At 42.0% G+C, this 15434-nt stretch carries 16 protein-coding genes; 4 read left to right on the forward strand and 12 right to left on the reverse strand.

From position 1 onward, the window contains the following. Positions 1-73 precede the first annotated feature (73 nt). Genes MOB01S_RS02510 through ccmE form a run of 3 tightly spaced genes read left to right on the forward strand, consistent with a single transcriptional unit; the run spans position 74 to position 1694 of the window. Positions 74-886: a heme ABC transporter permease gene (locus tag MOB01S_RS02510; protein ID WP_066801098.1), complete on the forward strand. Its 813-nt coding sequence runs from the start codon at positions 74-76 to the stop codon at positions 884-886. A 25-nt stretch (positions 887-911) separates the two neighbouring features. Further along, positions 912-1130: a heme exporter protein CcmD gene (gene ccmD / locus MOB01S_RS02515; protein ID WP_066801110.1), complete on the forward strand. Its 219-nt coding sequence runs from the start codon at positions 912-914 to the stop codon at positions 1128-1130. Between the two features lie 15 nt (positions 1131-1145). Further along, entirely contained in the window at positions 1146-1694 is a 549-nt protein-coding gene (gene ccmE / locus MOB01S_RS02520) for a cytochrome c maturation protein CcmE (protein ID WP_066801113.1), read from the forward strand. Positions 1695-1750: 56 nt separating this feature from the next. On the opposite strand, the gene MOB01S_RS02525 is transcribed toward ccmE, so the two are convergent. From MOB01S_RS02525 to MOB01S_RS02570, 10 genes are all read right to left on the reverse strand, one after another. After that, the gene (locus MOB01S_RS02525) at positions 1751-2035 is read right to left on the reverse strand and encodes a hypothetical protein (protein WP_066801116.1); all 285 of its coding nucleotides are present in this window, start codon (positions 2033-2035) and stop codon (positions 1751-1753) included. A gap of 129 nt (positions 2036-2164) precedes the next feature. Beyond that, positions 2165-2605: a CopD family protein gene (locus tag MOB01S_RS02530; protein WP_066801118.1), complete on the reverse strand. Its 441-nt coding sequence runs from the start codon at positions 2603-2605 to the stop codon at positions 2165-2167. A gap of 8 nt (positions 2606-2613) precedes the next feature. After that, complete coding sequence (locus tag MOB01S_RS02535) at positions 2614-3462, reverse strand: DUF3025 domain-containing protein (protein WP_066801120.1); 849 nt, start codon at positions 3460-3462, stop codon at positions 2614-2616. An 82-nt stretch (positions 3463-3544) separates the two neighbouring features. Beyond that, a complete protein-coding gene (locus MOB01S_RS02540) occupies positions 3545-6025 on the reverse strand; it encodes a TonB-dependent receptor (RefSeq protein WP_169798111.1) in 2481 nt (826 codons plus the stop codon). 106 nt (positions 6026-6131) lie between these two features. Further along, positions 6132-7220 (reverse strand): cytochrome-c peroxidase, encoded by a 1089-nt coding sequence (locus MOB01S_RS02545; RefSeq protein ID WP_066801124.1) that lies wholly within the window; start codon positions 7218-7220, stop codon positions 6132-6134. Between the two features lie 326 nt (positions 7221-7546). Next, entirely contained in the window at positions 7547-8434 is an 888-nt protein-coding gene (locus tag MOB01S_RS02550; RefSeq protein WP_066801127.1) for a class II glutamine amidotransferase, read from the reverse strand. A gap of 130 nt (positions 8435-8564) precedes the next feature. Then, on the reverse strand, positions 8565-9530 hold the full coding sequence (locus tag MOB01S_RS02555; protein WP_066801132.1) for an Abi family protein: 966 nt from the start codon (positions 9528-9530) through the stop codon (positions 8565-8567). Continuing rightward, complete coding sequence (locus MOB01S_RS02560) at positions 9527-10522, reverse strand: homoserine kinase (protein WP_066801135.1); 996 nt, start codon at positions 10520-10522, stop codon at positions 9527-9529. Before MOB01S_RS02560 ends, MOB01S_RS02555 begins: the two co-directional genes overlap by 4 nt. 124 nt (positions 10523-10646) lie before the next feature. Continuing rightward, a complete protein-coding gene (locus MOB01S_RS02565; protein WP_066801137.1) occupies positions 10647-11069 on the reverse strand; it encodes a surface-adhesin E family protein in 423 nt (140 codons plus the stop codon). A 130-nt stretch (positions 11070-11199) separates the two neighbouring features. After that, positions 11200-11991 (reverse strand): substrate-binding periplasmic protein, encoded by a 792-nt coding sequence (locus tag MOB01S_RS02570; RefSeq protein WP_066801140.1) that lies wholly within the window; start codon positions 11989-11991, stop codon positions 11200-11202. A gap of 244 nt (positions 11992-12235) precedes the next feature. Here MOB01S_RS02570 and hisF point away from each other — a divergent pair, with 244 nt between their 5' ends. Continuing rightward, on the forward strand, positions 12236-13006 hold the full coding sequence (gene hisF / locus MOB01S_RS02580; RefSeq protein WP_066801144.1) for an imidazole glycerol phosphate synthase subunit HisF: 771 nt from the start codon (positions 12236-12238) through the stop codon (positions 13004-13006). Between the two features lie 41 nt (positions 13007-13047). On the opposite strand, the gene MOB01S_RS02585 is transcribed toward hisF, so the two are convergent. Continuing rightward, on the reverse strand, positions 13048-13356 hold the full coding sequence (locus tag MOB01S_RS02585; RefSeq protein ID WP_066801147.1) for a PepSY domain-containing protein: 309 nt from the start codon (positions 13354-13356) through the stop codon (positions 13048-13050). A gap of 197 nt (positions 13357-13553) precedes the next feature. Further along, positions 13554-15281 carry a proline--tRNA ligase gene (locus MOB01S_RS02590; protein WP_066801151.1) on the reverse strand — a complete coding sequence of 576 codons (1728 nt, stop codon included), beginning with the start codon at positions 15279-15281 and terminating at the stop codon, positions 13554-13556. Positions 15282-15434 lie beyond the last annotated feature (153 nt).

Here is a 15434-nt window from a genome sequence, read left to right on the forward strand (position 1 = left end):
ATGCGAATTTGTGAAAATTTAGCAAATCATGGTATAATCATACCAATTTATCAAAAAATAAAATTGGTGTGCCATGTCCGATTTTTCTGAACCTTCTGCCATTCAAAATGCCCCAAAAAACAACCAACTTGGTTTTTTTGGGCGTTTATGGCAGGGGTTTTTGACCACAGTGGGGACGGAGCGTTTTTTCAAGATTTTTTCGTCTTGGGTAAAGTGGCTTTTAGGTATCGCTTTTGTGTTACTGACGACTGGGACGGTGTGGGGTTTGTTGTTTGCACCGCCTGACTATTTGCAAGGCAACAGCTATCGCATTATTTTTATCCATGTGCCGATGGCAAGCCTTGCCATGAGTGTTTATTTGGCAATGGCGGTGCTTGGGGTGATTTTTTTGGTATGGAAAATCAAAACCGCCAACATTGTCGCTCAAGCAGTCGCTCCGATGGGCTTTATAGCGTGTGTACTGTCGCTCATTACAGGCTCTATTTGGGGTAAGCCGACATGGGGGACATACTGGGTGTGGGACGCACGTTTGACTTCTATGCTGATTTTGGCGTTTTTATACGCAGGCGTGATGGCGTTGTTTAGTGCTTTTGAGCATAGCCAAAATCGTGGTAGGGCAGCTGCCATACTCTCTATTGTGGGGGCGGTCAATTTGCCAATCATCAAATATTCAGTAGAATGGTGGAACACCCTACATCAAGGTGCGACTTTTACCGTAACCAACGCCCCAAAAATGCCTGCCAGTATGTGGGTGCCACTACTTATCATGATATTGGGTGTGTATTTTTTGGTGGCAGGTCTTACCATTTATCGCACCAATTCACTCATTTTGCAACGTGAACACAACAAAGCATGGGTAGCCAAATGGCTCAACGGTCAAAAATAGCCAGCAAAGAAAAAGGTAGCAAGCAATGACCCCTTATTTTAATAATTTTCAAGATTTTATCCACATGAACGGACATGGTTCGTTTGTGTGGGTAAGCTATGGCATTACGTTTTTGCTCATGTTTGGGTTGATTTGGTATGTTTTTGATGAACGTAAAAAAGTCATTAAAAATTTACGCCAAAATACCACAAGACTTACCAACAAACAACGCCAACAACTCAACAAATCTACAAAAACTTCCTAAATTTAGGCTACATTTATGAATTCAGCTCGCCAAAAAAAACTCATGTGGGTCGTTGCCATGCTCATTGGTGTGGCAGTTGCTGTGGGGCTTATGTTGTATGCCATTCGTCAGCAGACCGATTATTATTTTGACCCAACTGCCATAACCACTGGCAAAGCCCCAGAAGATAAACGCATTCGTGCAGGGGGTATGGTGGTGGCAGGGTCGGTCAGACGTGATCCTGCTGACCCTTTAAATATTCAATTTGAAGTAACCGATTTTAAGGCAGTTGTGCCTGTTACTTATCGTGGGGTGTTGCCTGATTTGTTTGCCGAAAATTCGGGCGTAGTGGCAACAGGTAAACTCCAAAATGGCACGTTTGTCGCCAGCGAAGTACTCGCCAAACATGACGAAAATTATATGCCTCCAGAGGTTGCCAAGTCATTAAAGACCGAACATGCTAAGCGTGGTACAGATGTCAATAACGGGCAGTTTGTGCCAGCCACCAGTATGGCACAGATTGATGCACGCAATGCCCAAGCCTTAACACAAAGTGAGGGTGTCAAAACAGATGTTAAAGATTAAGCGGTTTACAAGATAACAAAAAACGCCCATAAATACGGGCGTTTTTTATGAGTGGGTTATTGACCGTAGATAACACCATAATTATTGTAGTTGTAGTCGGTAGGTTGTTCGGCAAATTCTTGGGCTTCTTGGGCTTCTGGTTGAGCAGGAGCGATACTGTATTTGGCTTTGCCAAATTCGGCAGGCTCACTGTCTTTTTTACCGTCTACGGTTGGATAAATGGTGTTATCTCTTTGAGAGAATGTGCTTTTTTTGTTGGTGATGTTGTCAGCAATGCTGGTCATGGCGTTACAGCCTGTCAAAGCAGTGGCTAAAATAGCGACAATGGCGATGTGTTTCATGGTGTGTACCTGTGATGAATTGTTGGTGTTGATGTTAATGATTTTAAAAATTAAAATCCAACATACCTAAAATACTGCAAAAATTATACCATATTTTAAAGGCATGGGAAATTTCTATTTGATGAAAAGTCAACGAAACAATGCCCCTGTAATTACGAATGCCACACTCCAAAGGCAAATTAAGCCCACATGAATGTGCATGACGGTCAGAGTTTTGTTGGTGTATGTGCCATTTTCTAAATGTTTAACTACCCTAAACCGTGCATGTAGGGCGGTGATGACAGTCAGGGCAAGCCATGTCAGCTTGCCATGAATGAGTGCGGTCAAAAAACCCATGGGCTCACCCCATAGTCTAAATGGGGCGATGTCATTCATCATATAAAGTCCTGTAATGATTTGTATGGCAAGGGCGGTCATACCAAGCGGTTCATAGCTTTTTTCAAAGGCTAAAAAGCCCTTAATGTCATTTTGGCGGACAAAATTTGGCATAAGCCGAATAAGTAAGTACAAATGACCGCCCACCCAAATACTGGCTCCAAATAAATGTAAAATCAAGGCAACTTGATGCATGGCAATTCCTATTTTTTGCGTCCATTTCTAAAAACAAAAGGGTCATCGTAGAATATGGGGTTGTCATTTTCCCAAAAATAAGGTACGCCCAAAATGGGTAAAGGATTTAGTTGGCGTGGTGTTACATCATCGCTTAATAATTCATTCATGATTTTGGCTAATTCTGTATCCAAAATGACTAATTGTTCTTGTAATGATTGTTTAAAAAATGATGAATTAACTTTAATAATGACTGTATGACTGCATAGGGATTTGTAAGGTTTTATTAATTGCTCCAAGAGGGCATGACCGAATATAAATACTTTGGCTTTTTTATCTTTGTCGTTTTTATAATCCGACCAATACTGTCTGGGTTTTACCAAGCAATGTTGCCAATCAAAAACAGCCAGTGCCTGCCCAATCTGCGTACCAATCTCATCATCACTCACCACTAAAATCGCACCATTTTCATCAAAAACAGTAATGGTATCTCGCACTCGGTTTCTTTTATTGGCGGTGTTATTTTGATTTATATATGCCAAATGTTTGGCATTAAGTAGGGATTTGGTTTTGGGAAAAATTGACCATACACACGCGCCAAACCAGTCGTGTAGATTATCTCTGGTGGGGATTTTGTGAAATTGTCCAATGTGCGTTTCATAAGCTATGCCATGTTCCAAATCATTTTGGTGAGTAAATGACAAAGGAGAATTTTGGTGATTGGTCAGATGAATGTGATGCTTATCAAAATAAGTATTAAGCCATGTATAAAGCGGTATGTCGCCATTATCCATAAATGCCTGATGAATGGGTAAATAGGGAGACAGCCAAAGTTGGTTTGGGTCAATGGTGTAAAAATCATCAATGAAAGTTGTCATAAAGCAATCAATCTAAAAGAGCATGACATATTTTATCAAATTTTTTACCCAAATAAAAACTCCCAAGTTGGGAGTTTCTTGTTTAGAATTTAAAGGTTAGTTCTGCCAAATATTGTCGTCCAATTTCGGATTCTAGTGATGAGCCGTTTAGGTATTTGTTTTGGCGATTTAGGACGTTATTGACCGTTACGCCCAAGATGGTTTGGTAGCGGTTGCCGAACGCATATTGGGCTTTTGCGTCCCATTCTAACGCACCGCCAATGTGTGCGGGGCGATAGGCGGTGCGTACCAGTTCACCGTCATGATAAAACTGTTCGGCGGTAGGCAAACGACTACCAACGGTGGCCTCATAATCGGTGCGATAGCGTAGGGTGTTGGTGAGTGTGAGCGGGATTTTGTGAAATTGGCTATTCACTCCTAGCCGATAGGTTCTAGGTTGGTTGTAGTTGTCAGCAGGTCTGTCTACATTGGCGATGACTTGACCGTTATATAGGACATATTTTTCTTCGTTTAAGGTGCTGTCGTCATAGTCGTTAAAATTACGATAAACATCGCTGACATCTGCCCCAAAATATAACTGATGATTTGCCCCTGCTATGTCAAGCGGTTTTAGGGTGTTTAGGGTTAGGCTGTAATTTTTGGCATGGCTTTGCCCCAAATTGTCATAAGACCACACAAGGGGTGAGAGGCTGGCTCGGTAACGGCGGATTTGGTCTTTGTAGTCTCGCTCTACATATTTAAGTTGCCAAGCGGTGTTGTAGGCTTTACCAAATAACGCCAATACTTTTTCATCAGCATAGGGCGTAGCAAGGGTGTTGCGACTGGTGTTGGAGCTTAGGGCATTTGTGGTTGTTACCCAATCGCTGTTGATGTTGGTGCGAGTTTGTGTCCAGCTAAGTTTATTGATACCGTCTTGGAGGGCGGTGTTAAAGGCGTTGCGTCCATAATAGCGGTTGTAGCCGACATCAATCGCCAGTTTGTCATTGGCAAATGGATAATAAGTGGCACTTAGGCGTGGGGCAAGCGTATCATCACGGCTTAGGTTGTCTTTGTCAAAACGTACGCCAAGATTGACTTTTAGATAGTTACCAAAGCTTAGTTGGTTTTCAAGATAAGCTGACCAACTTGTTTGGTTGATGTCAATTTTACCTGCTTGGTTGTAGGTACGACGAACATGAAACTGCCCAACAGCTCTGCCATTTCGTTCGTACGTGGGGTCGCAATAAGGGTCGGTCGTGCCGTCTGTACGCACGCAGTTTGTGCCGTTGCCTCCTGTGGCATTGGGAGCAAAATATTGATAAAAATCATGGGGACGATGCCAGTCGGCGGTTTGTTTGCTTAGGTCTGCCCCTAGTGTGGCTTGATAACCAAACCAGCCTTTTTGGTAGGGATTGAAGACAGATTTGACATGATATTCTAGGGTTTTGCCACGATGTTCTAGGGGAGACCCTGCTGTTCCTTCCGTTACCACGCCTGCAACTCCCCAGTTTTTGGCAGGTGATGACCGCCAAGGAACAGATTGGTTGGCGTCAGTGGTGCGAGCTTGTTCTTTTTGGCTGTATGTCAGCCCATGTGTCAAAACGGCTTTTTTTAGAGTGTGTTCAAAGGATAAATCAAAAGCATTAACTTGGGTGGTGATGTCCATGCGACTGCCCAAAACGTTATTTTGGTAGTACTCTCCGCCTGTGGTGGCATGGCTTAGGTTTAATTTGACTTGGTTATCATCATTGATGTCGTAGTATAGCCCAAGCATGATATTATCAGCTTGGCGTGTTTGGTTGTAGGGGCGTGCGTCTGCTAGGCGAGATTTTAGGTAAATGTCCGACCAGCGATGAGATGCAGATAGTTGCACGCCAAGATTTTGGGTGGGGTTGCCGTGTAGGTTTAGAGATGTGCCTTGCTTTTTAAAATCCTTTTGGTAATTGACATTGGTGTTGTCTTCAAAATTATCAATTTCAGATTGTGATACAGGGTTGAATTTTGCCCAATCACTACTGGTGTAATCATAGCTTATGCTCCCATGAATTTTGCCAACATCGCTGGTGGGGCGACAAGTGTTTGCTTTAACCACCCCACCAACAAAATTACCATATTTGGCAGAGATGTTGCTGTCTAGGACTTCTAGGTTGCACAACAAGTCCGTGTTGATTGTGATGTCTTGGGAGCTGGCTGGCAAAGAATCGGTGGCAGATGGGTTGCCTCCATTGCCTGCGGGGTTGATGGTGTTGGCAACGTTGATGTTGTTTAGTAGGATTTTGTTATCATAAAACAACGCTCCATTGATACTAAAATCCCCTGCCGATAGCTCGCCTTGCTTACCTGCACGGCGATGAGCTTTGTCAAATTGGACGTTGGGGTGCTGTTTTAGGGTTTCGCTGATGGTTTTGTTGGTGGTGGGAGCGTTGGTGAGTTGTTGTTGGGTTTGGGTGGTTTTGCCTGTCATGTGTCTTAGGGTGATAGACATGGGGTCAAGCTCAACATGGGGCGACTGGTCGTTGGCATAGGCAGACGTACTGATGACTATCATCATAGATATGATAAGGAAAGTGGGTTTTGTCGTCATGGCATCTCTCATCATTAATAATAATCTTAATGATAATTATTATTTATTTATCCAAAAATGTCAATGGGTAACATTTATTTGCAAAAATTTACATTGTAACATAATGTTAAAGAGTCATCAAAAATGCCGTCAGAGCGTCCATTTCGTCAGCACTTAGCCCTAGCGGTTTGATGAGTGGGTCTAAGTGGTCTTCGTGGGCGATGGGTGGGGCATCTTTGGTGGGGGGTAGGGGCATGCCACGATTATAAATCGCCACCACGCCACGCAGATTGACAAATAATCCATGATGAAACCAAGGCTTTGAAACAGATAAGTTGCGTAGTGATGGGGTTTTAAATTTACCAAAATCGCTTGGGTTGTCGGTGTTGGCATATCTGCCAAAATCTTGCCATTTGCGACCTGCTAAGGTTTGGTTGAGATTGTGAAACTGGTTGTCAGTCAAGGCTTGCCCAAAATGACAATTCATACAGCGAGCTTTGGTACGAAACAAGTGCAAACCCAAAATCTCGGTGTCGGTCAAGGCGGTGGGGTCGCCATTTAAAAAATCATCAAAGCGTGTAGGGGTGGGCGTGAGCGTGTGTAGGTAGGTGGTTAGGGCGTGAGCAACTTGGCTGATGTCAATGTCGGCTAGATGTTCACCAAAAACCGCCTGAAATTTTGGCAAATACCCTGCACTCACCAAACGTGTCGGTACGCTATCAAGTGTGATGTCCATTTCGTTGGGGTCGGTCAGAGGTATGAGTACTTGCTCATCTAGTGTGTTTGCTCGTCCGTCCCAAAAAAATCCATGCGATGTGGGTGCGTCAAGCCCTAGATATGACAATGATTGGCTGTTGCGTTTGCCTTGCCTATCAAAAACACCAAGCGATACCGTGCGTGGGTCGGCAAAGGCATGGTCTGGGTCGTGGCAACTGACACAGGCGATTGTTTGGTTTGATGATAGGGCTTTTTCAAAAAATAAGGATTTGCCAAGCTCGGTAAGAGGGGTGGAAGGAGCAGGAGTATGAGTAATGGGGGCAAGCTCCGTCCAATTTACGCCTTCATCAATGGTGGGAGGTTGCCATTGGGCAGTTGGTTTGGCATAATGGGTGCGTAGGCAGGCGATGTCATACGCACGGTTATCCTGACAGATGGCAAATCCCCATTGGCTAACGAATAATAAAAAGCACAACAAATATTTGTGATGATAAAACATAACAAATCCCTGTAATAATAAAGAGTTGCTTAGTATAAAACAAAACCATCAAATAGTAAATGATAATCAATCAATATTTAAATCCATCATAACTCATAATGCCAATGGTGATGGGTATTGCCATGTTTTCTTGTGGTGATGACGTGGTTTTTGATGTTTTCTAACTTTATCGGCCCTTTCCAATTTGGTTTTTAAATTTTAGCCTATGCCAATGCTTTTTTGGATTTTTAAAAGAAGTTTATAAGTTTCTTTTAAAAGCTCTACCTTACCCCTTTTTTTCTCTGACACGTCAATAGCAAATGATGGGCTGTGTGTCATGGTTTTTATTAAACACTTGCTCCAACTGCTCTTGCAATTTTAAGACCCTCCTCAATGGAAAGATAGGTTTTTTTGCTGGGTGTTTCTTTAAAAATCACATCGCCATTTTTAAAGACCACGCATTCATCAACGGCTAATTGTTGCCATTTTTCGTTATCGGTCAAAGGAATGGTAACAATGATGGTGGCTTTGTCTTTGTTGGTGGTTAAATCATTAAAATTCACACTCATTTCGCCATCGGATAATACCGCTTCGCCAAAAGGGGCTTTGCGAGTGAGATAAAACAACAAACTGCCAGCGTAGGCTAATTGCCAATCGCCATTGGAAATTAGGCAATTAAATAGCCCATTGGCGGATAAATAACGGCATTGGGCGGTCAAAAAGGCAAATAAGGCTTCATCAGACGGACGGCTTTTGAAGGTGGCTTTTAGGCGGTTTAGAAGGTAGCAAAAGCTCAGTTCGCTGTCGGTTGCCCCCACAGGTGAATAATGTTCGGCATTGCCATTATTCATCAGTCGCCCTGTGCGAGCGATGAAACTTTGGCTCATTTGACCGTTGTGGGCAAACACCCATTGCTCGCCCCATACTTCTCGTACAAAGGGGTGAATGTTGGCAAGGTTGGATTTTTCGCCTGTGGTGGCTTTTCTGATATGGGCGATGACATTCATAGCTTTGATGGGGTAGTGATTGACCAAATCGGCAACGGGCGATAGATAGCTTGGTTTGTTGTCGTGAAATTGGCGAAGTCCGATGCGTCCTGACTCGCTTTTTTCAAAAAAGGCAATGCCAAAGCCGTCCTCGTGGTGGTCGGTCAAGCCCCCACGCTGGCGAAAGCCTGTAAAGCTAAATCCGATGTCGGTGGGGGTGTTGCAGTTCATTCCAAGTAGTTGGCACATTTTTTTACTCTTTTTGTGTAATATTGCTTGACAAATTATGCAAATTTGCATTAAAATAGCTCTTAATACGCCCCCAGACCCTGCCTCGTCCCTTTGTTTTGGACAACGGTAATCTGGGGCTTTCTTGTTTTCACCAATGGTGATTTTGAATGCTAATTAGATAGCCAAAATCTTGTAAGGTTACTACATTATTTTTGGGTGTCGGAAATTTTTTTAAAAGTTCAATCAATCTTATTTTCCAATCCGATTGTGGACTGATGATTTCAACCAAATGAGCCATTAAATAAAAATAAGCAAATGGTTTTTGGTTGTCTAATTGTTGTGCCAAAGCATTATTGGGAAAGCTGGCGGATAAATTGCTACGGTCAACTATATTAATATTCCACAATCTACCGTGATGAGCAACAACATTTCTAATAAAATTAAGACTTCTTAACCATTGCGATAATAATTCAGGCGTTGTTCTATATTTTTGAGCGATGCTTTGGCGGTCTTGATATTTTAATCCGCTGTATAATCTTGATAATGCTCCAAAATCCAAAATTTCACACGCTACCCAAATGGGCAAACAACCATAAGTTTCAAGGTTGTGTCTAACAAAATCTTGTTTTTTGGCACGATTAACCAAACTGTCATACTTTTCCAACCAAATATGATGATCGGATTTTTGGCTATATAAGTCTTTTTTCCCTTGTTTTTTGCCAAAACGATTACAAAAATTTGCGTCCAAATGTTCGCTTAATTCGTGGGCGTTGGGGTGTCTTTTGCCTAGTGTATAAGCAATATTGGTGCGGATTGACATTTCAATTTGTTCTATGGCTTCAAAAGCAAATAATCTTAATTGTTTATCAAACTGATAGAGATTGATAATGTCTTTTAGGTAACTGTCTTTGACGAAGGTATGACTGCGTTTTACTGGCGTATTGTTGGGAATGATTTGACGAAAGGAATAGGTATAGCCTGCCAGCCTATAATAGCCAATATTTTGTAGATGATGAATGGCGATTTTTTCATCATCAATAATTAAGCCACGACTTTTTAATAAAGCCAGTTGATTTTTAAAATCCAACCAAATTTTACTTGACTGAAAACTCACACTCTCCCCCAATGCAAACTTGCCAGCCGTTTCATCAAATCGGGGTTTTTGACCATAATGTCATCGCCTGTTCGTCCTTGTTCTCTATTATAATAAATCACATTTAATCGCAGTAACCAAAAAATAGTGGCACTATATGCCAGCATTATCGGTAAGGCATTTTTTTCATTATCGGTTAATGGGCGAATGCTGTCATAGCCTTTGATAAAGGCGTGCATTTTTTGAGGATTAAATTCAACACTTTCACCATTTTCGGCATTGCCCCAAGTGGTACAAAAATCATTGATGGTAATGGCAATGTCCATCAAATAATATTCAACCGACACTTCGGTAAAATCAAGCAAGCCTGTTAAAGTTGGTGTATTAGAAAAATCCCATAACGAATTATCAGCAAACATATCCAAATGACAAAGTCCCTTTGGTAAATCTTTGGGCAGATTATCATAGGCTTGCCAAATATCATTCATCAGTTTGGCTTCATCGGTTGGCATATAGGCGGTTTCACGCTGTTTGACTCTTGCCCAGTCATAGAGTGGCACACCATAATCTTCGGCAGGTTGTAGTGTTTGCAAGGTTTGATGTAAGGTGGCAAGGGCTTTGCCCATTTGCTGACACATCATCTCATCGGTGGTGGTTGGGTGCGTGCCCTGTAATTTTGGTACAAGCAAAATCGCCTTATTTTCGTATCGCATTACACAATCTTCACCAATATTTGCCCCTTTGGCGGTAAGTTTGATTTTTGGTACAGCGATGGGTAGTTTGTCTTTTAGGGCGTGCATAATGGTTGCCATTTTGATAATGTCATCAGGCACTCGCTCTTCATAGAGCGTAAAGACATAGGAGTGTTCGCCGTCTTTGTCGCTATCTGTGCTAATAAACCAATTGGAATTTTTAATCCCTTGGGTAATGGGTGTGGCTTTTTTGAATTTAACGCCAAACAAACCGCAAAACGCAAAAAATTCATCATCAGATAAGTGAGTGTAGACGGACATGATTTTTCCTTAAAATGGGTAAAGTAAAAGGGTTATTGTAAAACTTTTTGATGAAATTTACCATAAAAAACCGCCAATAATAAAACCACTGCTCATCAGTGGTTTGTTTTTGGATTGATGATGGTCATTTATTTAATGCCACCAACCGACACGTTATAGTGAACTTGGTTTCGCCTGCTGTATCTGGGGCAACATTTTGCCATGCCCGTGAGCTACGAAAGCTGATGGGATTGGTTTTATTTGTTGCCACATTACCTTGTTGGTCATAATGCATTAAATGACTAAAATCCCATTTTTGATTGGCACAGTCAAAATGAAAAAGAATTTTGTTTTGCCAATAGGTTTTGCCACTTGCTGACTTTTTGGCGGTTTTAAAATCTTCTCGTATCCACGCACTGACATATTGTTCACCATCTGCAAAGCGTTTGATGTGGATGCTATCTTTATCCAAATAATGTTTATAATCCTTGGTTTCGCCCAAATACACCCAGTCGCCAGCCCAAGCAGGGGTGGTGAGCAACAAAGCGATAAAAAGACATTTTTTCATAAAGACCACTTTTAAATGTTATCTATTTTATGGGTAAAAAATCAGGTGTTATTTTAAAACTTTTTGATGAAATTTACCATAAAAAACCGCCCAAATTTGGGCGGTTTGTCAAGATTAGGGAAGAGGCAACTTAGTGTGCTTTGCTCAGATAATTTTGGACAATATCATCAATTTTGCCAGAGGCTTTAAGCTGACGAATGCCTTGATTGAGTTTGTCTAGTAGTTCTTGGTTGTTTTTGCCAACATAAAACACCATGTTGGCAGATGAGCCATCACCAATCTGATATTCAAAACTGTGGAGTGGTTTATGGGGGTGGCGAGCCAGCATGTATTCTAAGATATATTTGTCTCCCAAGATGGCGTCAAAACGGTCTAAAAGTAGACCTTGGTAATTTTGAAAATTGGTGTTAGTTACATAATGCTTGGCAGGTTGTAAGTTTTCAGCGATGTCGGTGTACATTGTGCCTTTTGTGGTTGCCACACGTAGCGGTTTGATTTGGCTAAGTTCGTTTAGCTTTGAGGATTGGTTATGTAGAACGATGGCAGGATTGTGTAGGTAGGTTTCGGTAGGGTTGTATTTGTTGGCGCGCTCTGGGGTCAGTGATAGACTGCCTATGGCAACATGATGTCTGCCACTACTCAACCCTTTAAACATATTATCAAACAGCTCACGGCTGATTTCTACATCAAAACCCTGTTGCTCACCAATGGCACGAATGATGTCAATGTCAATGCCCTGTAAGTCGCCATGTTCATCTACAAAGCTCATGGGTGGAGATTCTCCATCAGTAACGACTCTGATGATGGGTAGTTTCTTGGCAGGCGTGCTTTGTACTGGCTCTTTGTTATTATCACAACCTATCATGCCTAAGGTTAGCGTCATAACACCCAGCCATGTGATGATTTTTAATATGGATTTCACGGATATTCCTCCAATATGTGGATAAAAGTCTGTGGTTAAATGGGCATGCATTATAGCACAAGTTTTATATGAGCGTTGATATTTTTAAGATGTACGGTATTTTTTATAAAAAAGTTTACAAAAGTACCAAATATCTTAAAAATATACCCATATAAATTATAGGTATGAGCATGGGATTTGGGTGGTGGGTTTAATTTTGGGTCAAGATTGTGTAAAATACACTCATTCATCAACGGAGAAAATCATGCTAGCCAAACGCCTAATCCCCTGCCTTGATGTTGAAAATGGACGAGTGGTCAAAGGGGTGAATTTTATAGACATCAAAGATGCAGGGGACCCTGTGGTTGTCGCCAAACGTTATAATGACGATGGGGCAGATGAGATTACTTTTTTGGACATCACCGCCACCTCCGATGGACGAGAAACGACCTATCATATGGTAGAACAAATCGCCAAAAATATTTTTATCCCGCTCACGGTGGGTGGTGGTGTACGCAAAATAGAGGATATCAGAAACCTGCTCAATGCAGGGGCGGATAAAGTGGGGATTAACTCTGCCACACTCACCAATCCTGATTTGGTCAATGAAGCTTCGGCACGTTTTGGTAGTCAGTGTATCGTGGTGTCTATTGATGCAAAACGAGTGCTGAAAGCTGATGGTAGTATTGGTTTTGAGATTTTTACGCATGGCGGACGGCGTGCAACAGGGGTGGATGCAGTGGATTGGGCGGTGCAGATGACAAAACGTGGGGCAGGCGAGCTTTTAGTAACCAGTATGGACGGTGATGGCACCAAACAAGGCTACGATTTGTTATTAACCAAAACCATCAGTGATTTGGTGAATATTCCTGTGATTGCCTCTGGGGGGGTGGGTAATTTGCAACACCTTGCTGATGGTGTATTAAAAGGTGGGGCAGATGCCGTGCTTGCGGCGAGTATTTTTCATTTTGGGGATTATACGGTTCGTCAAGCAAAAGAGTTTATGGCAAATCAAGGTATTCCTGTACGATTATAATGAAAAAACCGCAAAAGTGAATGCTTTTGCGGTTTGATAAATCAGTCATCAGCCCTTTCTTTTAGGATACGCAAATCAGGATAGCTTAGTCTAATGTCATATTCTACATAGCCTTTGCGTGCCTCAATATCTAAAACAGGCTTGCCAAAATGAGTATCCACCTCAACATCTACAACGGTATAGCCTTTTTGTTCTAGCATTTTGACAGCTTTGGCGACATTGGCATCAAAATTCACATCTTGGTAAATTTGTGCCTCAATACGGTCATCATAATCATAATCAGCATGGGCAACACTGACGGTGGTTGTGCCAAGGGCAAGGCTTAGGGTTAGGATTTTGATAAGTTTCATAAAATTCTCTCTATATGGGTTATGTGTCTTTAAACATAAGTGCAAGATTGCTTTTGTTGGGGTCTATTTTAATGAGTAAAAGACAGCAGATACTTAGTAAATGTTAAATATTTTAAATAAAGTAATTAAAAATATCTAAACATAAAAAAACAAACCCTAAGCTAAGGTTTGTTTTTTTTATCATGACAGTTGTTTTTTTAAAACTTTGCCAAAATCTCATCAAGACTTAGCATTTGTTTGTCATCATTGCCTCGTTTGGCGTATTCGTATTTGCCTTCTGCCAAATTGCGTTCAGAGACGACAATACGGTGCGGAATGCCAATTAATTCAAGGTCGGCAAATTTGACCCCTGCTCGTTCATCACGGTCATCAAGCAAAACATTAACGCCTTTGTTTTTTAGCAGTTGGTACAATTCTTCGGCTTTGCTTTCGGCTTGTCCGTCTTTGGATTTCATTGGTACAACAGCAACAAAAAACGGTGCGATGTTGTCATTGGGATTTGGGGTATCTGCCCACAAAATGCCCTTGTCATCGTGATTTTGTTCCAAAGCAGCAGCAATAATACGGCTTACACCAATCCCATAACAGCCCATCATCAGGGTAACAGGTTTGCCCTCTTTGCCAAGTACGGTGCAGTTCATTGCCTTAGAATATTTGTCGCCAAGCTGGAAAATATGCCCAACCTCAATGCCTCGCTTGATTTGCAAAACCCCTTGACCGTCTGGACTTGGGTCGCCGTCCACCACATTGCGAATATCGGCTACGACATCAAACTTGGCATCTTTATCCCAGTTCATACCTGTTGTATGTTTATGGGGGATATTTGCCCCACTGACAAAATCTGACATCACAGCAGCGGTGCGGTCGGCAACGACAAAAATACCATAGCTTGCCAAGTCCACGCTGATATAGCCTTTGATAAGCCCTGCTTCTTTGATTTCATCTTCTGTTGCCATTTCAAGCGGAGCTTTGATTTGGGGGAGTTTTTCGGCTTTGAGTTCGTTTAGGGTGTGGTCGCCACGAAGCACAAGTGCAACCAATTTTGGCATATCAGGATTGTCATCACTGTATGAGCCTTTGACAATCAAGGTTTTGACCGTTTGTTTTAGGTCAATGCCCAAATGAGTTGCCACTTCTTCACAAGTAGGCATATTGGGCGTATCTACATCGGTGCGTTCGGCAGTTGGAGCTTTGCGTACATCGGTGCAAATGGCTTCGGCAAGTTCCACATTGGCAGAATAATCCGACTGGCTACTAAAGGCAATATCATCTTCACCACTATCAGCAAGCACGTGAAATTCGTGGCTGGCAAAACCGCCAATAGAGCCTGTATCGGCTTGTACCGCCCGAAAGTTTAGCCCCAAACGGCTAAAAATACGGCTGTATGCCTCATAAAAGTCGGCATAGGTTTTTGCTAAACTTTCTTTATCAATATGAAAGGAATAAGCATCTTTCATTGTAAATTCACGAGCACGCATTACGCCAAAGCGAGGGCGGATTTCATCACGAAATTTGGTTTGAATTTGGTAATAGGTGGCTGGCAGTTGTTTGTAGCTTTTTAATTCGCCTCTGGCAATATCGGTGATAACTTCTTCGTGTGTTGGACCTAAGACAAAATCTCGCTGGTGGCGGTCTTTAAAACGAAGCAGTTCTGCCCCATAATCTTCCCAACGCCCTGATTCTTGCCAAACTTCGGCAGGCTGAGTAACAGGCATCAAAAGCTCTTGGGCATTGATGCGTTCCATTTCTTCACGCACGATTTTTTCAACTTGTCTTAGCACTCTAAGACCTGTTGGCATCCAGACATACAGTCCTGAAGCAAGTTTGCGAATAAGCCCTGCTTTGAGCATTAATTGGGCGGAAATGATGTCGGCGTCGCTTGGCGTTTGCCGTAGAGTGGCTAGGGTAAATTGACTGGCTTTCATAAAATTTCTCAAAAATTGGGTAATTTGTTCAAAATGTATTATATTAAAGTAAAATTTGGTAACTGTGCAAGCAGTTTTTGTGGAAATTTAAAATTTATACCCCATAAAAGCAAAAATCACCCCCATTGGTTCATTTTTTTGATAGGAAAATAA

The organism is Moraxella oblonga NBRC 102422 (genome assembly GCF_001598275.1).
In the GTDB taxonomy this organism is placed as follows: domain Bacteria; phylum Pseudomonadota; class Gammaproteobacteria; order Pseudomonadales; family Moraxellaceae; genus Moraxella; species Moraxella oblonga.